This window comes from Sphingomonas arvum (assembly GCF_026013565.1).
GTDB lineage: Bacteria > Pseudomonadota > Alphaproteobacteria > Sphingomonadales > Sphingomonadaceae > Sphingomicrobium > Sphingomicrobium arvum.
On sequence record NZ_JAPDOB010000001.1, the window covers coordinates 286,279 to 303,510 of the forward strand.

Genomic DNA, 17,232 nt, shown 5'->3' on the forward strand with positions numbered 1-17,232 from the left:
CCCGGAGTTGTCCCGCATGAAGCTCAAGTCCCTGTTCCTGTGTTCGCTTGCCCTCGCCGCCGCCGGCGCCGCCCCGGCACAGCTGCTCCCGCCGCCGGGCGGCGACATTCCGGCCAAGTTCACCCCGCCGACCGAGAACCGCGACTATGTGAAGCGCGAGGTGATGGTTCCGATGCGCGACGGCACCAAGCTGTTTACGGTGATCGTCATCCCCAAGGGCGCCACCAACGCGCCCATCGTGCTGACCCGCACGCCGTACAATGCGGCGGGCCGGGCCAAGCGGATGGACAGCCCGCGCATGCTCTCCACTCTGCCGCTGGCCGACGAGATCTTCGTGAAGGACGGCTACATCCGGGTCTACCAGGACATCCGCGGCAAATATGGCTCGGAAGGCGAGTATGTCATCACGCGCCCGGTGATCGGGTCCCTGAACCCGACCAAGGTCGACCATGTCACCGACGCCTACGACACGATCGACTGGCTGGTGAACAAGCAGAACGTGCCGGAATCGAACGGCCGGGTCGGTATGATCGGCTCGTCCTACGAGGGCTTCACGGTAGTCATGGCGCTCTTGAACCCGCACCCGGCGCTAAAGGTCGCCGCCCCGGAAAGCCCGATGATCGACGGCTGGATGGGCGATGATTGGTTCCACCATGGCGCCTTCCGCCTGGCCAACATCGGCTGGATCGGCAGCCAGACCGGCTACAAGGGCGCGGGCGACGCACCGCCGAGCGGCGGCTACGACGATTACGACAACTTCCGGACGGTCGGTTCGGCGAACGACTGGGCCAAGAAGTCCGGTTACGACCAGCTGCCTGTGTGGCAGCGGATCGTGGCGCATCCCGCCTATGACGAGTTCTGGCAGCCGCAGGCGCTGGACAAGCTGCTCGCGGCCAACCCGTCGAACGTGCCAACCCTGTGGGAGCAGGGGTTGTGGGACCAGGAAGACATGTACGGCGCCATCACGGCCTGGGAGGCGCTCAAGGCCAAGGGCAAGATGGGCAACAACTATCTGGTGATGGGCCCGTGGCGGCACAGCCAGGTCAATCGCGAAGGCCGCAGCCTCGGCCCGCTGCAATGGAATGGCGACACCGCCGCGCAATTCCGCGAGCAGATGGTCCTGCCCTTCTTCAACCAGTATCTGAAGGACGGCCCGGCCGTGCCCCTGCCGGCGGCGACCATCTACAACACCGGCGAGAACCATTGGGACCGGTTCAGCAGCTGGCCGCTCGCCTGCGAACAGGGCTGCGCCGCGCCGCTGACACCGCTCTACCTCGCGGCCAGTGGCTCGCTCGGCTTCGCCAAGGGTGCGAGCGGCGGGGACAGTTACGTTTCCGATCCGGACAAGCCCGTGCCGCACCTGCCGCGTCCGGTGAACTTCGATGACGGACGCTGGGGCGACTGGCTGGTCAGCGACCAGCGCCATGCGGACGGCCGACCCGACGTGATGACCTACACGACGCCCGTGCTGACCGCGCCGGTGCGGGTGTCGGGCGCCCCAATCGCCGACCTGTTCGCCAGGACCACCGGCACCGACGGCGACTTCGTGGTCAAGGTGATCGACGTCTACCCGGAAGAGGTTGCAACCGACCAGAAGATGGGCGGCTACCAGCTGCCGATCAGCCTCGACATCTTCCGCGGCCGGTATCGCAATAGCTTCGCCAAGCCGACTGCCATTCCGGCCGACAAGGTCCAGCGCTACCGCTTCCGCCTGCCGACGGTGAACCACGTGTTCCAGCCCGGACACCGGATCATGGTGCAGGTGCAGTCGAGCCTGTTTCCGCTCTACGACCGCAATCCGCAGACCTTCGTCCCCAACATCTTCCTGGCGAAGAAGGGCGACTACCGGAAGGCGACGGTCACGCTGGAGCGCGGCGGCAACCAGGCCAGCGCGGTGTGGCTGCCGGTCGTGCCGGTCAACCAGCAGACCGCCATGGTGCGCTAGGCGGCCAGGCTCTCGGCCTGCTCGCTGGCTTCGAGCCAGCGAGCCTCGGCCCGCTCGAGCTCGGCCGCCAGCTTGGCCCGGCGCCGCGACAGTTCGCTCATCGGCAGCGCCGCGAGCTTCGGGTCGGCGCCTGCGGGATCGAACATCGCGCGGTCGAGGGCGGAGCATTCGGCGGCCAGCCGCTGGCTCTCGCGCTCGGCCTCCGACGCCGCCTTCTTCAGCGCCTTGGCCGCTTCGCGCGCCTTGGCCGCAGCCTTGCCGTCGACCTTGACCGCCTTGGGCTTGGCCGGCGAGCTCGGCTGGTTCCGGCCGAGCACGAAGTCGATATAGTCATCCATGCTGCCCGGGTAATCGGTCGCGGCGCCGCCTTCGACCAGCACCAGCCGGTCGGCCGTCAGTTCCACCATGTGGCGATCGTGGCTGATCAGGATGACGGCGCCGTCATAGTCGTTCAACGCCTGGACCAGCGCCTCGCGTGCATCGACGTCCAGGTGGTTGGTCGGCTCGTCGAGAATCAGCAGGTGCGGCGCGTTGCGGGTGATCAGCGCCAGCGCCAGCCGCGCCCGCTCTCCGCCCGACAGCTTGTTCGCCGCCGTGGTCGCCTTGTCGCCGGAGAAGCCGAAGCGGCCGAGCTGCGCACGGACAGCGGCCGGGGTCTGCCCCTCCATGGCGCGGCTCATGTGCTGCAGCGGCGTGTCATCGCCGTGCAGCTCCTCCACCTGGTACTGAGTAAAATAGCCGACCTTCATCTTGCCCGATGCGACGACCTCGCCCTCCATCGGGGCCAGTTGCGCCGCCAGCAGCCGCGCGAGGGTGGTCTTGCCGTTGCCGTTGCGGCCAAGCAGCGCGATGCGGTCGTCGGGATCAATCCTCAAGCCCAGCGAGCGCAGCACGGGCGTTTCGGCATAGCCCACCGCCGCCATTTCCAGTGTGATAAGCGGCGGTTTCAGCTCGGACGGGTTGGGAAAGGCAAAGCTGAGGCTGGGGTCGTCGGCCATCGCCGCGATTGGCTGCATCTTGGCCAGCATCTTGGCGCGTGACTGGGCCTGCTTGGCGGTCGACGCCCGCGCGCTGTTGCGAGCGATATAATCCTGCAGGCGCGCGCGCTGCGCATCCTGTGACGCCTTCGCCGCGGCAAGCTGCGCGGCGCGCTCGGCCCGCTGCCGCTCGAAATCATCGTAGCCACCGGCGTAGAGCGTGATCTTGCCGCGCTCCAGGTGCAGGATGGTGTCGACCACGTTGTTCAGCAGGTCGCGCTCGTGGCTGATCACCACCAGCGTGCCCGGATAGCTCTTGAGGAAGTTCTCCAGCCACAGGGTCGCCTCGAGGTCGAGGTGGTTGGAGGGCTCGTCGAGCAGCAGTACGTCGGGTTCGGAGAACAGTAGCGCGGCCAACGCCACGCGCATCTTCCACCCGCCCGAGTAGCTGTCGAGCGGCCGCGCCTGCATTTCCTCGTCGAAGCCGAGGCCCAGCAGGATGCGCGAAGCCCGCGCCGGCGCGCCATAGGCGTCAATCGCCAGCAGCCGCTCGTGCACATCGCCCAGCCGGTCCATGTCGGTGCAGGTCTCGGACTCGACCATCAGCTCGGCCCGCTCCACGTCGGCGGCCAGAACCGTCTCGAACGGTGTGGCGGTGCCGCTCGGCGCTTCCTGCGCGATATAGCCAAGCCTGGTCCGCCGCGGCATGTCGACCTGGCCCTCGTCAGGATCCAGCTGCCCGATCATCACCTTCATCAGGGTGGACTTGCCCGCGCCGTTGCGCCCGATCAGCCCGACCCGGCTTCTAGGGCGGATGGCAGCGGTCGCGCGGTCGAGGATCGTACGCCCGCCGAGGCGCACCGTGATTCCGTTGATGGTCAGCATGGCGGCCGCTTACCAGCGAAACGTGGCAAGCCAAAGGCCAGAGGTGAAATGGATGCCCGACGTGGATTCGAACCACGATTGACGGAGTCAGAGTCCGTCCCGGTGCGTTGTTTTCATTGCTAAATCCGGTGCCGTGTTGCACCTGTGTTGCATCGGACTAGCCAATCAGCGCCTTCTCAATGGCGGCCGCAACGCTGCTGTCTCGCTCCACTGCCTCGAACAGATGCCCATAGGTATCGAAGGTCACTTGGATCGAATGATGCCCTAGCCAGGTCTGCACCCGCTTGGCGTCTACTCTTTGCTCGATCCACAGCGAAGCGGCGGCGTGGCGCAGGTCGTGCAGCCCTAGCGGAGCGACCTTAGCGGCTCCCAGGAGCGGCTGGAGCACGTTGAGGCTCATGTAGCGGTGGGACATGACCTTGCCCCCTACGGACGGGAAAACCAGGTCCAGTTCTGTCGCCCGGCAAGCCAGCTTCCAAGTCTTCAGCGCGGTCAGCGCGGAAGGGGGCAGGGGCACCGTGCGACGGCTGGAGGCAGACTTGGGTGCTCCGATCTTGCCTTTGGCGTCGGCTCGCTGGCTGATCGTGACGCTTGCGCCTTTCAGGTCCAGCCCGCTCCAGGCCAGTCCGCGCAGCTCAGAGGCTCGCAGGCCACCGAACAGCGCCAACATGACCAATGCCTGACCTTGTGCGTCTCCGGCGCCCTCAGCAGCCCTGAGAAGCGCCCTTAGAGAGGCCTTGGACGGGATCACGGCTTTGGCCCTCTGCCGCGCCGCGCGCTTCACCTTCACGTTCCTGGCGACATTCTGAGCCACCTGGCCACGGCGCTGTGCCTCCGAGATGATGGAGGACAATGAGCGGAGCACACGGATGGCCATTGGACGGGAGAGCTTGTCCACCAGCTGGTCGCGATATCCTTCCACCATGGGGGTGGTCAGCTGAGAAAGCCTCTTGGATCCGCAGAGTGGAACGAGGTGCAGCCGGGCGTGCTGGTCGTAGGCTGCGATCGTGGTGGGCTCCAAGCCGTCCCGCCGGCCTCGCTCGATCCATTGCTCAGCAGCTTTGGCAACCGTGATGCTTTGGCTGTCTGCGGTGTGGGTGCCCTGTGAGACGTGCCAGGCCGCTTGAGTTAGCCAGGCTTCCGCATCCTTCTTGCGGGCGAACTGCTTGCCGCGCCGCTTGCCGGCGTTGTCGCGGTAATCGACCAGCCAGGCCGTGTGCTGCTCGCTGCTCGTGTCAGTCCATGTGCGCTTACGGATTGCTGTCACTCTCAATCCTCCTGAGCGTGGATGATGGGATCAGCCCAAGCGGCAACGGCTGCGTAGAAATCGGACATGCGCTCCTCAGTTGTGGACGGCAGCCAGATGGCGAGTCTCGCTAGAAGCGTGCTGACACTGAAGAACGACATGCGCGGCACCCCATGAGTGAACCACTCCCTGAAGCTCTCGAGAATTTGGCCCAGCCCCGCGTAGAAGAAGGTTTGACTCGCCCAGTCGACTTGGTCCGGCGGATCTGTGAGGTCGTTGAGGTTGTGGGGATCGCAGTAAAGGAAGATCGGGTTCTCGATCCTCGTTGACTCGCCCTGTGCGGTCTCCGTGAGAGCTGGTGGCACACCTTTCGAAGCAGCCATATGCGCCGCCATGGCGACAGCGTGCATGTCGTCTTGAACCACACCAATCGCCCTTTCAGGAGTGAGCCCCAGCTGGTTGAGCTCTAGGACCACCCCTAGAAGAAACAGGTCACTGGCGCTGTAGGTGGCTGCACGTCCACGACCTGTGTTGATGCCCGGCAGAAAGTTGAGACGCTGGACGTGCTTCAGGCGGTGCCTAAATGCGGATCTACGGTCAGCACTAATGCTGTGCGCTCCAGCCAACGCACCTTCAACCTGAGCAAAGCTGAGCTGCACGAAACCTCCGGAAACAACTGATAGCGTAGCGATGCTCTTTGAACTTGACGGCACCGAATTGCAATGGCATGAAAGAGCAACGATGCACTTTCGCGGAGGTTGACCTTATGCTTTCAGATGACCTGCTGAGCGGCGGTGCCGCTATCGCCAGCTACATCGGAGTGTCCGAGCGGGCAGCTTGGCACATGATCTACCAGGGTCAGATACCAATCGTTAGACGCGGGCGGAAAGTGTTCGCACGTAAGACGGAGTTGGACCGCGCCTTCAGTTCGCAGGCCGCCTGAGAGGCGATGGCGCTTGGGGCGGGGTAAACCGAAGTCCGATCACCGGGCGGAGACGCGAGGGGGCAGGTGGGGTGGCCTGCCGCTCTGCGTCTCCGAAACCTTCCCGAAGAAGAAGCTCAGCGTATGGGCACGGGCAGTCCTGATCGAGCTGGTGGCCGAGATGAACGGCTACAACAACGGCAAGATCGTGCTGAGCGTGCGGCAGCTGGCCGAGCGGCTCTGCACCACCAATCAGGCTCGCATCACCGAAGCGCTCAGTGAGCTGATCCATCACGGCTACATCGACGTAACTGTCGAGGGAAGGTGGAAGGAGCGAATGGCGAGGCAGTACCGCCTAACCTTCGTCAATACTGGCACGCCAGGACACTACGTTCCCGCGACGCATGAGTACCTGCACACCCCCAACGAGAGATATTCGAGGGGGAAAGATGCCTCAGCAAAGAAACCCCGCTTTGCTGAACGTGCCTCAGCAGGAACGCTCGGCCTTGCTATTGATGCCTCAGCAGTAAACCCCTCGCTCGCACTACGTAGTAGGGGAAACGTCCCTGCTGAACATGCCTCAGCGCTTATAAGTGAGCCATACCTAGGCGCCGCTAGCGACCGTGCGACCAACCTGATTGCGGGACCTTGGCGGGTGTTGGCCTGTGAGCGGTGCGGTGATGCTTTCCCACCCGCTGGACGAGGCCAGCCCAAGCGCTTCTGCTCCGAGACCTGTCGGAGACGGGCTGAGACACAGCGACGCCGTGATCGGCAGGCCTCAGCCTGATGCGCCCGAACAAAAAACCTCCAGTTAGCGATAACAGCAAGGTCCACCACCGCTGTCCCGACCAGGGGGCTCCAGGATCTCCATACCCCCCTCTCACGGACAGCGGCTGCGAACGAAAGTTTGCACGTCCACGGTTCAGATTTCGACGCCCCACATTGCGAACGCTGCGAGCTCCCGCTCGATGATCGCCGCAAGCACGTTGCCCTGTACTCAAGCATGCCAGGCAAGCGCTACTGCTCGGAGCTGTGTCGCAAGGCCGCTGAGGTGGCGCGGTATCGCGAGCGCATGGCTTCGGCCGGATCAGCAGGCAGGCAGGCAGTTACCCTCCTTCGACAAGGATGGGAGGGGGTGAGCCAATCTCTTCGATCGGCAAAGCGGACAGCGGCGCTGAACCGTGACGATATCGCTATTACAGTTTTTCGCCCGCGTACGCGCGGGCGCACGCGCGCGAGGGTTGCAAAGCTGCACCGGCGATCGGCCAATCATAGGGATGGTAACTAAGCACACCCCTGCCGTCTCCATTCGAGTGCAGGCGTCAGCATGGATTGAAATCACAAGGTTACAGACGCGGATCGACCGTCCGATAAGCGCCCCTCTCGGACATCCAGGAGGTTCTCGCGATCACCCGCAAGCGGACGTTCTCTTGAAAGATTTGAGAACGCCCGCGTAACCGGTCTCGACTGGTGGAGCTCACTTCTGCTCATTTAGGCCGAAGATGCGACCATCCGGAGCCCGGAAGTGACGATAGGCATAGCCCATCTCCGGAACGCGGGTGATCTCACCAAGTAGCTCGCCGCCGGCAGCCTCAACTTCGGCCGAGGCCGCCGCGACGTCATCTACTCGGAAGCCGAAAGCGAGGGTGCCATTGTAGCCATAGGGCGGCACGGTTGCGGGAGTGTAGAGTTCGAGCAGCGTTCCGTTCGCCATCTGGAACACGGCGATACCATCCGTTTCCATCATCGGGGTCAGCCCAAAACTGGTCATATAGAACTTCTTGGTGGCCCTAAATGCGCTCTGTTCAAGAGTGATCGCGTGCCAGGTAATACCTTCGACCCTCATCGTGGTATTCCTTTCAGAGCCGCTCAGTGGACCAGGCGGAAGCCGCTGACTGGACCGTAACCCTGGACGAACCCGAGCTTGATGTTGAGCACCGCGAGCGGCTCGAGCAGGCGGGCAGCGGACAGGGGGCCGGCATCGATCGGATCAAAGCCGATAGCCTCGACCATGCTCAGCACCTGCGCTTTGGCATCAGCATCGTCGCCAGCGACGAGACCCGCGAGCTTCTCGCCACTAATTTCACCAGTCGCCATGGCGCTTGCGAAGGCGGTATTGAAGGCTTTGACGACCTTCGCTGCGGGCAAAGCCTTCTGGAGCTCCTCTGCCCCGCTGGTGGTGCGCGTGTCCACGGCGAGTTCCATGCTGGGCGTCAGTGCATTGGTGGCGTCGATGACGACCTTGCCGTTAACGGCAGAGCCGAGCTGCCCAGCCACGTTCTGGACTTCGCCGAAGGGAACGGCGAAGACAACGACCTCGGCAGTAGTGACTGCTTCAGTGACGTCCTCGGCCCGGCCCAACGCGCGAACCTGATGACCGATGCGAGACAAGCCGGATTGCAGTGCGGAGCCCACGTTCCCTCTGCCGATAATGACGATGTCCATTCTTTTCCTCCTTCAACTCGGGCCTGCGCTCAGGCGGCGGTGCGGTTCCGGCGAAGGCTGTCCAGGCTCCATGCGCCCGGACCGGTGAAAATCAGGACGAAGAACGCGAAGCAGAACATGATCGCCGGCTCGCCCTGGTTGAGCGCGGGCCAGAAGCCCTGAGTTGCATGGCCAAGGAAGTAAGCGGCGGCCATGGTTCCGGAAGCCAGGAACGCTGCCGGGCGAGTGAACAGGCCGAGCAGGATTAGCGTACCGGTGACGATCTCAATCACCCCCGCCGCGACGATGATCGGAGGCAGCGGGCCCGGCATCGGCATGGCAGCAGGAAAGGCGAAGAACTTCATCGTGGCGTGTTCGATCATAAGCAGCGATGTGATGATGCGAAGGGCAGCGATCGCCTGCGGCGCATAGCGGTCGAGTTTGGACATGGGTATCTCCTGAAGTGGCTTGAACTCGGGTTATTGGACGCTCGGCACATTGCCAAAGCGGAAGCTCGACGCGGTGATCCGGCCGAACAGGTCCTTCTGGTGGTAGACGAGGGCGCCGCTTTCCTCCTCTGCCGCACCCACCACCGCCACCAGCGGGATCAGGTGATCCTCTTTGGGGTGCGCGGCGCGGGCAAGCGGGGCTTGCTCCCAATGCAGCAGGTGCTCCGTCCGCTCGTTCGCAGGTCCAGCAACCAACGTTTGCTGGAGCCAGGCGTCGAACTGGCGTGACGGCTCAACGCCCTCGACGCCCCGCGCCTCGCGCAGATTGTGGTAGCTGAGCCCACTGCCGATGATGAGCACGCCCTCGTCCCGCAGCGGGGCAAGCAGGCGCCCGAGCTGCAGGTGAAGTGCCGGATCGTAGCTGCGGTCGATCGAGAGCTGGACCAGCGGAATGTCTTCGCCCGGGTAGAGCGGCTTCATGATGCTGAAAGTGCCATGATCGAAGCCGCGATCCGGGTCGAGCCGTGCTCCAATGCCGCCGGCACCAAGCAACTCCTGCACCCGCTTCGCCAACGCGGGGGAGCCCGGCGCCTTATAACGAATGTGGTAGGTGTGCTCGGGGAAACCCGAATAGTCGTAGACCATGCCCGGCTGCTCGCCGGACGAGATGGCAAAGCCATTCTCCTCCCAGTGTCCGGAGATGACGAGCACCGCACGCGGCGCGTCGTTCAGCTCCTTGCGGATGTCGAGCAGCGACTGCTCGAGCTGGTCGAAGGTGCGGCGGAACGGGCCGTCGAGGTAGGGCCAGGGACCTCCACCGTGGCTGATGAAATAGGTGGGAAGACGAGTGCTCATCGGTATTCTCCTGAAATGGAGGACCAGCGCCAATCGAAGGACAGGGGCGCCTCGCGGAAGGCAAAGCGATCAAGGTGGCTAGCGACCGCTTTTTTGACGCCCTCCAGCTGCTCTTCGGTGGAGGCGATCACGACGGATTCCAGCGCCGTGTCTCCGGCTCGGAGGGTCACTGACGCATCCTCTGGATAGCTCTTTCCAAAAGCCATTCTTGGGAAGACTATCTTACCCTCGCCGGGCGTGAAAACGACTTCCAGATTGTGCGACCAATGCTTGCAAAGCTGTTGCAAGTATCGGCTGGCATTCGCCGTTGGCACCATCGCGGTTGAGGAATAAGCGGTCACTTCGTCTCTCCACTACGCTGTTCGTGAGCGGAGATACGCCCGGCAGGGTGCCACCAACAGAGATAAAAGATCGATCGGATCTATCTGTAACAACGATAGGTCGTGATGGCCACAATCAACCGCGGCCAACGCGTCTGCTCACCGCCCATGCCTCACCCTGCCGAGCGTTATTCCAGGACGATGCTTTAAATGAGCGAACTCGACCACGGGAGGCGCTGCACGAAGGTTGCTTCCCGACGGCGAAGCTCAGCCCGGCTGATCTGGCATAGACAGGTCCGGACCTGCTAGGTCGGCAACCCGGCAGAAACTTGCCGCTGCTCCTTAAGTGCACTCCAGGCCGCAATAAAGATTGCGCCTGCAAGTGGACCTGCAACAACTCCGCTAAGACCCATAAGGCTGATGCCGCCAAGGGTGGTAACGAGCACCATCCAATCCGGCATTCCGACATCGCGTCCGACTAGGATGGGCCGGAGCAGGTTGTCGATAAGGCCAATCACGAACACGCCCGACAGAACCACGACAACAGCCTGCCACAACTCGCCCGTGGCGAAGAGGAAAATGGCGATCGGCGCCCAGATGATCGCCGGGCCGACTGCCGGCAACAAAGCCGCGACCGCCATCACCACACCCCAGAGCAGAGGCGCTTGTAGACCGACGAGCCAGAACGTGGCTGCGCCCAATGCGCCTTGCACCAGCGCAACGACACCCGACCCCTTGATGGTTGCTCTCACCACGATCACGCACTTGCTCGCGATATGGTCGGCCAATTGGGGACGTAGCGGCATGGCGGTGACGATGGCTCGCCCGAGTGGGTCACCGTCCCTGATCATGAAGAACGTGAGATAGAGCCCGACCCCAAGGGATAGGAGAAAAGCAGCCGCATTTGCCCCAAGCGTGAAGGCTTGTCGGGCCATAGCGCTCGCGCTCGTCGTAAGCGCTTGTTCGATGCGTCCTTGGATAAGCTGAAGTGTGCCAAGGCCCGAGCTATTCAGCATGCGTTGCAGCCTGGCAGGGAGAGCGTCGTGCAGCTGCTGAAAGTAGGCGCCCACATCAATGCGGCCGCTACTCAGTTGGTCTTGGAGTGCGGCAGCCTGCTGAGCAACCAGGCTCGCTAAGATAATCGCCGGAATCACCAGAGCAACTATCACCACCATGAAGGTTGCCGCTGCCGCCCTCGATGGGCGCTCAGGCCAGCGAGCCAACATGCGCTTGAACAACGGCTGGAAGAGTATCCCGGCCAGAACTGCCCACAACATGGCCGCCCTGAAGCGCCATACCACCAAGCTCAGGATGACTGTTGCAGAAGCAACCAGCAGGTAAAGTCCTGCTCGCTCCAGGCGCTCTCGATCTGTCGTCATGATGGACGTGGCATTGGATGTATTTGCCGGCCTGGCAACTGCATTCCCTCCTCTTCGAACACGCAAGTCGCCGCTGTCTGGCTGTGAGCAGGCGCCGACAGTGTTCGAAGCTCAGACCTCCAAGTTCGGCTTCCGTCCAAGCCGAATGGGTCGTCATCCGATTGCGCCGGATCGGTTTGGATAGGGCTTGCAAGATCGCAAACCCCAACTTAGATGCGCGCCTTCAAGAACTGAACGATACCGTATAGTTCCGAAAGGCTGCGCTGTGTTAGAGACGAAGATCGAAGGTGGCGAAGAGGTCCGTTCCTCGCGCAAGTGGGTGAAACCGGCCGTGCTTGGCGGGGCCCTTTTAATAATTGCAGGCGGTGGCTACGGTTACTCGGACTACCGAGCGAACGGTCAGTTCATCCAGTCCACCAACGATGCGTTCGTTCAGGCCGACCAGACCGTGGTTGCCGCCAAGCTCGGCGGTTACGTCAAGGCTGTGCCGGTTCGCGAGAACCAGCAGCTTGCCGCCGGAACATTGCTGATCGAGATCGATCCAACCGACTACCAGACGCGGATCAGCCAGGCCGAAGCGCAGATCGAAACGGCTCTTGCTTCCTCGCGCACCACCCGCGCGTCCCTTGCAGAAGCGCGGGCGGGCGTCGATCAGGCCGCGGCCGCCCTTCGGACCGCTGAGGCAGACCTTGCCTTCGCAAATCGTGAGGTTGCTCGGTACCGACCGCTCGTTGCCAGCGGCGCGGAGCCGGCGAGTGCGCTGAGCAATCTCATAGCGCAGCGTGACAAGGCGTCGGGTCAAGTCGGGGGCTCACGAGCCTCCCTGGTTGCGGCACGGCGCAAGCTGGTCACGATCGGTGCGCAAGGAGGGCAATCCGAAGCGGAAGCGGGCGTAGCGCGCACGCAGCGAGCGGCAGCGTTGAACGACCTTGCGAACACTCGTCTGCGCGCTCCGCTGGCAGGCCGGGTAGCGAACGTCAGCGCTCGGCCGGGGCAGCTCGTCCAGCCCGGCCAGCGTTTGATGACCATCGTTCCTAGTGACGACATCTACATTCAGGCAAATTTCAAGGAGACGCAGATCGGGCTGATGCGTCCCGGTCAGCCCGTCACCATCAAGGTCGATGCCCTTTCCGGCATTGAATTGAAGGGCGACGTTGAAAGCATCACGCCTGGGACCGGCGCCAATTTCTCGGTCATTCCGCCGCAGAATGCGACCGGCAACTTCACTAAGATCGTGCAGCGAGTGCCTGTACGCATCCGCGTGCACATGGGGCCGGCGATCCGTCGCCTCCTCGTGCCCGGCCTGTCCGCCGAAGTGGAGGTGGACACGCGAGGCGCCAAGGGTGAGCTGAAGCGGATCCGGGCGGAAGCGAGGCGCTGATGCCCGCCGCCGTCCTCCCCGTACCAACCAGCGTCGCCGAGCGTCGGGCGAGCACCCGTGACTGGCTTGCCGTAGCGGCGGGCGCGATCGGCAGTTTCATGGCGACGCTCGACATCTCGATCGTCAACTCGGCGCTTCCGACCATTCAGGGTGAGATCGGGGCCTCGGCGAGCGAAGGTACCTGGATCGCGACATCGTACCTGGTCGCGGAGATCGTCGTGATACCGCTGACTGGATGGCTGGAACGGGTTTTCGGCTTGCGGCGCTTCCTGCTGATCGCGGCCGTGCTCTTCACCGGCTTCTCCGTTCTTTGCGGCTTCGCCGGCGACCTCACGACCATGATCATCGGCCGCACGGGGCAGGGCTTTACCGGGGGAGCGATGATACCCACGGCCATGACCATCATTGCGACGCGACTGCCACCGTCGCAGCAGCCGATCGGCACGGCCCTCTTCGGCTCCACCGTCATCCTTGGACCTGTCTTTGGTCCGCTCATCGGTGGTTGGCTGACCGAGGCAATGAGCTGGCACTACGCCTTCTTCCTCAACGTGCCGATCTGCCTTGGGCTGATGATTTTCCTCCTGATCGGTTTGCCCTCGGACCGCCCCAACTGGAGCGCACTGCGGGAGGCCGACTGGCTGGGCATCGCCGGCATGGCAATCGGCCTAGGTAGTTTCACCGTCGTGCTCGAGGAGGGGCACCGCGAGCAGTGGTTCGATAGTGCTCTGATAACCCAGCTTTCAGCGCTTGCGATCGTTGGGTTCGTCCTGATCGGCATCGGGCAGCTCACAGCGAAGCGTCCGGTCATTCGCCTTGCACTTATGCGGCAGCGTCAATTCGCCTCCGTGATTGTGATGGCGCTTGCCACGGGCGTAGTCCTCTACGGAGCCTCGTACGTCATCCCTCAATTCCTTGCCGGGATTGCCGGGTACAATGCGATGCAAGCGGGACAGGTGGTCTTCCTATCCGGCCTTCCCGCCATGCTGGCGATGCCGCTCCTACCAATTGCCATGAAGTATCTCGATGTGCGGGTGGCGGTTGCGGGCGGCTTCCTGCTGATGGCCTTTGCCACCTGGATCAACAACGGACTGACCGCTGCGTCGGCGGGAAGTGAGTTCACGATCTCGCAGCTGATTCTCGGATTCGGCCAGGTCCTGGCCATGATCTTTCTCAACCAGGCAGCCATCAGTGCTGTCGATCCGGCTGACGCAGGTGACGCCTCGGGTCTGTTCAACGCAGCCCGGAACCTCGGCGGATCCGTGGGGCTGGCTGTGCTCGCGACGCTGCGGGACGAGAGGACCGAGTTCCACCGCTGGAACCTGCATTCCGGCGTGCAGTGGAACGATATCCAGGTGCAGGACTATTTTAGCGGGCTCGTCAGCCAGTTCGGCAGCCTTGATGCGGCGTACCAAGCGCTCGATGGCACGATCACGCGTGAAGCAGTGGTCATGGCTTTCAATGACTCGTTCACCTTCATCACGTGGGTGATCGTCACTGCAGTATCCCTAACCCTTTTCCTCAAGCCGCTGCCGAAGGGCGGCGCCATGGTGATGCACTGATGACTCGTCTTCTTCTCGTCTCCTCCGCTGCTGCCCTTGCACTGGCAGGCTGCGCAGCCGGCCCCGACTACGGCCTTCCGAGAACTCCGGCCCCGATCGCCGCAGAACGAGGTACCTTCGCGCGGGCCAACCAAGGGGAGGTGGCATCCGAACCCGCCGCTCGCTGGTGGGAGGCTTTGAACGACGCAAGCCTGAACGCGCTCGTCGCAGAAGGCCTTTCGAAAGCGCCTTCTCTGAAAGCGGCGGCGGCACGAGTCCGCCAGGCCCGAGCAGCTCTGGGAGAGGCCCGCACCATCGGGCTGCCAACCGCCGGCGCTTCCGCCACGGCTATCGGCGCGCATCTGCCGGACGGAGGTCCGATCCAGAACGGCGTACTCTACAGCCTTGGGGCAGATGCCTCATGGGAGGTCGACCTGTGGGGCGCTCGGCGGCGTGGCACCGAACAGGAAACGGCGCAGGTTGGAACCGCGCAGGCTCGCCTCGCCGATGCGCAGGTCACGTTGTCCTCTGACATCGCGCGCACCTACGTGGCGCTTCGGGCCAATCAGACGTCGCAAGCCTTGCTGGAACAGCAAGCGGCGATTGACGCAGAGCTCGTGCAGCTTGCCGCCCAGCGCTACCGCGCTGGAACGACGCCGGCGCAGACCGTGGGAGGTGCCCGCGCTACGGCAGCGAGGACCGCCGGCCAGCTTGCCCAATCCAACGCTGAACGGCAGGTCTTGCTCGACAAGCTCGCGCTACTGACCGGTTCCGAGCCAGGCTCGCTTGACGCACGGCTTGGTCCCGCTTCAGTCCCGCTGCCGCCGGCGTCCGTCGCGGTCGGAGATCCCACGGGCCTACTCCGCCGACGTCCAGACATTCGCATCGCTGAGCGGCAACTCGCATCGGCAACTGCGCAGGTCGGCATCGATGTTGCCAAGCAGTTTCCGAAGGTCAGCTTCATGGGCCTGATCGGCTTGGGAGGATCTGGTCCAACAGACGCCTTTGACCCGAGTAACCTGACTGCCCTCGCTCTCCCCCGTATCAACTGGTCCTTTCTCGATTTTGGCCGCAACAAGGCTCGAGTGCGCGGTTCGGAAGCCGCACGAGATGCCGCCGAGGCAGAGTACCGACAACAGGTGCTAGCCGCACTGCAGGATGCCGAAGCCTCTCTCACTCGCTTCGGTTCCAGGCGGATCGAACTCGCGCAGGCCTCAACCTCATCTGGGCACGTGGGCTCGGTCGCGAGGTTGCAAGCCCAGCGCGCTAGAGCCGGGACCATTGCACAGGCCGATGCGCTCGAAGCCAGGCGGCGCCAGTTCGACGCCGAGCTCGCCGAGGTGGAAGCCCGAAGCGCGCTTACGATCTCCTATATCGACCTTTCCAAGGCGCTTGGGCTAGGCTGGCGGACCTGATGAACGCGAAGGCTGTTTTGGAAAGCGCTCCCAAGTCTCGCGGCGGTCGCCCACCCGCAGAGGCGGCCGCCCTTATCGCCGAACGAATCCTTGGCGCAGCCTGGACCATTGTTCTTGAGCACGGACCCGACGGCCTAAGCTTCGATCGGCTTGCCGTGGTTGCCGGAGCAGGGAAGGCAACGATCTACGCGCGGTTTCCGAGCAAGGTCGAGCTTGCGCGTGCGATCCTCGAACATCGCCTCAGGTCATTTGAGCAGCAGTTCGAGAGCGACATCCCGATGGGTGAGACCCTCGAAGAGGAACTTGCGTTGCTTGCGGAGCGCGTCGCGTCATTGATGACTGCTTCGGAAGGCCGTGCGCTCGAACGGATGATCGATTGGTTGGACTTAGCCGATCCCATTGTTGGTGAAGAGGCTCGAGACTGGCTTTACGGCCGCTCGACGGAAATGATTGCTCACCATCTTACGCAAATTGCATCGAAGTGGTGCGTGCCCGTAAAGCAACCCGAGTTCATCGCCCAGCTCTGGCTGGAAAGTGTATTTGGCCACGCGCGAATGCGGCGGAAAACGGATGATGCATTCGACTGGGCCCGTCGCCATGCAAGGGTCTTCAAGCGGGCACTGGCGCTAGCTCAAGATTGAACATCTGGAGCTTCCATCCCCTGCTCGGCACAGCCTTCCCCAGGAAGATCTCCCGGCAGCAGCAAGGGGCTTTCGCGTGCGGGCCCCTCCTTCTGCTGCTTTGCAACTTCGGCCTCACAGATGGCTGCGCAGGTGACGCGTGACTAGCACCTTGAACTCATCCCACACAGCCGCTGGCGTCTTTTCATTCAAGTTGAAGTCGTGATCCACGCCCGGGAAGCACTCAAAGGTCACCGCTACACCGTGCAGGAGTGCTTTATCGATGAAGCGATCCTGCTGCTTCCGAAGGCTGTCGTGCTCGGCGGTCATGATCAGTAGCGGTGGAAGAGCGTCGATCTCTTCATTCCCGAGCAAAGGAGACGCAAGCGGGTCACTCCGTTGCGCCTCGTCCGGGAAATAGGCGGCCTGCATGGTGCGTACCAACGAAGGGCCGACAAACGGATTTGGTATGTCCGAGACATACGCTGACGGAGGGGCCGAGACGTCCACTGCCGGCACCACCAGGACGGCGGCGCAAACCGCAGGGCCACCCGCCCTGCGCGCGAGTTCAAGTGCTCCCAACGCAAGGTTTCCCCCTGCGCTGCCGCCACTGATCGTAATCCGCTCGCCGTCCCACCCCTGCTCGGCTGCTGCAGCGGCAGCCCAGCGGAGAACGTCAAAGCATTCCTCATGCGCATGCGGGAAGCGAACCTTAGGCGCGCGGCTATAATCAACGTTGATCACCACCGATCCGACCTCGGCCGCGATCAGGCGCACGACGTGCTCATCTTGTTGGGGCGCGCCGATCAGGAAAGCGCCGCCGTGGAAGTTGATATGCACGGGCGGCAGGTCAGCGACCCTTGGCCCACCTTCAGG

General features: G+C 63.3%; 15 protein-coding genes and 1 tRNA gene. 5 read left to right on the forward strand and 11 right to left on the reverse strand.

Annotation, left to right across the window (positions count from 1 at the left end; translation table 11 throughout):
* The first annotated feature begins 16 nt into the window (after positions 1-16).
* Positions 17-1,945, forward strand: coding sequence for a CocE/NonD family hydrolase (locus OMW55_RS01490; RefSeq protein ID WP_264880272.1), 1,929 nt, complete (start codon positions 17-19; stop codon positions 1,943-1,945).
* Here OMW55_RS01490 and OMW55_RS01495 read toward each other — a convergent pair.
* The 10 genes from OMW55_RS01495 to OMW55_RS01540 all read right to left on the reverse strand — a co-directional run bounded on the left by OMW55_RS01495 (position 1,942) and on the right by OMW55_RS01540 (position 11,402).
* Positions 1,942-3,807: an ABC-F family ATP-binding cassette domain-containing protein gene (locus tag OMW55_RS01495; RefSeq protein ID WP_264880273.1), complete on the reverse strand. Its 1,866-nt coding sequence runs from the start codon at positions 3,805-3,807 to the stop codon at positions 1,942-1,944. The genes OMW55_RS01490 and OMW55_RS01495 overlap by 4 nt on opposite strands.
* Before the next feature lie 49 nt (positions 3,808-3,856).
* Positions 3,857-3,966 (reverse strand) — tRNA-Gln (locus tag OMW55_RS01500).
* On the reverse strand, positions 3,965-5,074 hold the full coding sequence (locus tag OMW55_RS01505; protein ID WP_264880274.1) for a tyrosine-type recombinase/integrase: 1,110 nt from the start codon (positions 5,072-5,074) through the stop codon (positions 3,965-3,967). The genes OMW55_RS01500 and OMW55_RS01505 overlap by 2 nt, the downstream gene beginning before the upstream one ends.
* A 2-nt stretch (positions 5,075-5,076) precedes the next feature.
* Complete coding sequence (locus OMW55_RS01510) at positions 5,077-5,712, reverse strand: hypothetical protein (RefSeq protein ID WP_264880276.1); 636 nt, start codon at positions 5,710-5,712, stop codon at positions 5,077-5,079.
* A 1,740-nt stretch (positions 5,713-7,452) separates the two neighbouring features.
* Entirely contained in the window at positions 7,453-7,821 is a 369-nt protein-coding gene (locus OMW55_RS01515) for a VOC family protein (protein WP_264880278.1), read from the reverse strand.
* Positions 7,822-7,844: 23 nt separating this feature from the next.
* On the reverse strand, positions 7,845-8,420 hold the full coding sequence (locus tag OMW55_RS01520) for an NADPH-dependent F420 reductase (protein ID WP_264880280.1): 576 nt from the start codon (positions 8,418-8,420) through the stop codon (positions 7,845-7,847).
* Between the two features lie 29 nt (positions 8,421-8,449).
* Complete coding sequence (locus OMW55_RS01525; protein ID WP_264880282.1) at positions 8,450-8,848, reverse strand: DoxX family protein; 399 nt, start codon at positions 8,846-8,848, stop codon at positions 8,450-8,452.
* A gap of 30 nt (positions 8,849-8,878) precedes the next feature.
* Positions 8,879-9,703: a DODA-type extradiol aromatic ring-opening family dioxygenase gene (locus OMW55_RS01530; RefSeq protein WP_264880283.1), complete on the reverse strand. Its 825-nt coding sequence runs from the start codon at positions 9,701-9,703 to the stop codon at positions 8,879-8,881.
* Positions 9,700-10,044 carry a DUF2218 domain-containing protein gene (locus tag OMW55_RS01535; RefSeq protein ID WP_319950646.1) on the reverse strand — a complete coding sequence of 115 codons (345 nt, stop codon included), beginning with the start codon at positions 10,042-10,044 and terminating at the stop codon, positions 9,700-9,702. The genes OMW55_RS01530 and OMW55_RS01535 overlap by 4 nt, the downstream gene beginning before the upstream one ends.
* Positions 10,045-10,328: 284 nt before the next feature.
* Positions 10,329-11,402 (reverse strand): AI-2E family transporter, encoded by a 1,074-nt coding sequence (locus OMW55_RS01540; RefSeq protein ID WP_264880285.1) that lies wholly within the window; start codon positions 11,400-11,402, stop codon positions 10,329-10,331.
* Between the two features lie 265 nt (positions 11,403-11,667).
* Here OMW55_RS01540 and OMW55_RS01545 point away from each other — a divergent pair, with 265 nt between their 5' ends.
* The 4 genes from OMW55_RS01545 to OMW55_RS01560 are packed head-to-tail and all read left to right on the forward strand — an operon-like array spanning position 11,668 to position 16,377.
* Entirely contained in the window at positions 11,668-12,783 is a 1,116-nt protein-coding gene (locus OMW55_RS01545) for an HlyD family secretion protein (protein ID WP_264880287.1), read from the forward strand.
* A complete protein-coding gene (locus tag OMW55_RS01550; protein WP_264880288.1) occupies positions 12,783-14,342 on the forward strand; it encodes a DHA2 family efflux MFS transporter permease subunit in 1,560 nt (519 codons plus the stop codon). Before OMW55_RS01545 ends, OMW55_RS01550 begins: the two co-directional genes overlap by 1 nt.
* A complete protein-coding gene (locus OMW55_RS01555; RefSeq protein ID WP_264881970.1) occupies positions 14,342-15,736 on the forward strand; it encodes an efflux transporter outer membrane subunit in 1,395 nt (464 codons plus the stop codon). The genes OMW55_RS01550 and OMW55_RS01555 overlap by 1 nt, the downstream gene beginning before the upstream one ends.
* Positions 15,736-16,377: a TetR/AcrR family transcriptional regulator gene (locus OMW55_RS01560; RefSeq protein WP_264880290.1), complete on the forward strand. Its 642-nt coding sequence runs from the start codon at positions 15,736-15,738 to the stop codon at positions 16,375-16,377. The genes OMW55_RS01555 and OMW55_RS01560 overlap by 1 nt, the downstream gene beginning before the upstream one ends.
* Positions 16,378-16,491: 114 nt before the next feature.
* Here OMW55_RS01560 and OMW55_RS01565 read toward each other — a convergent pair whose 3' ends face one another.
* Positions 16,492-17,196, reverse strand: a complete 705-nt coding sequence (locus OMW55_RS01565; RefSeq protein WP_264880291.1) for an alpha/beta hydrolase — start codon at positions 17,194-17,196, stop codon at positions 16,492-16,494.
* Positions 17,197-17,232 lie beyond the last annotated feature (36 nt).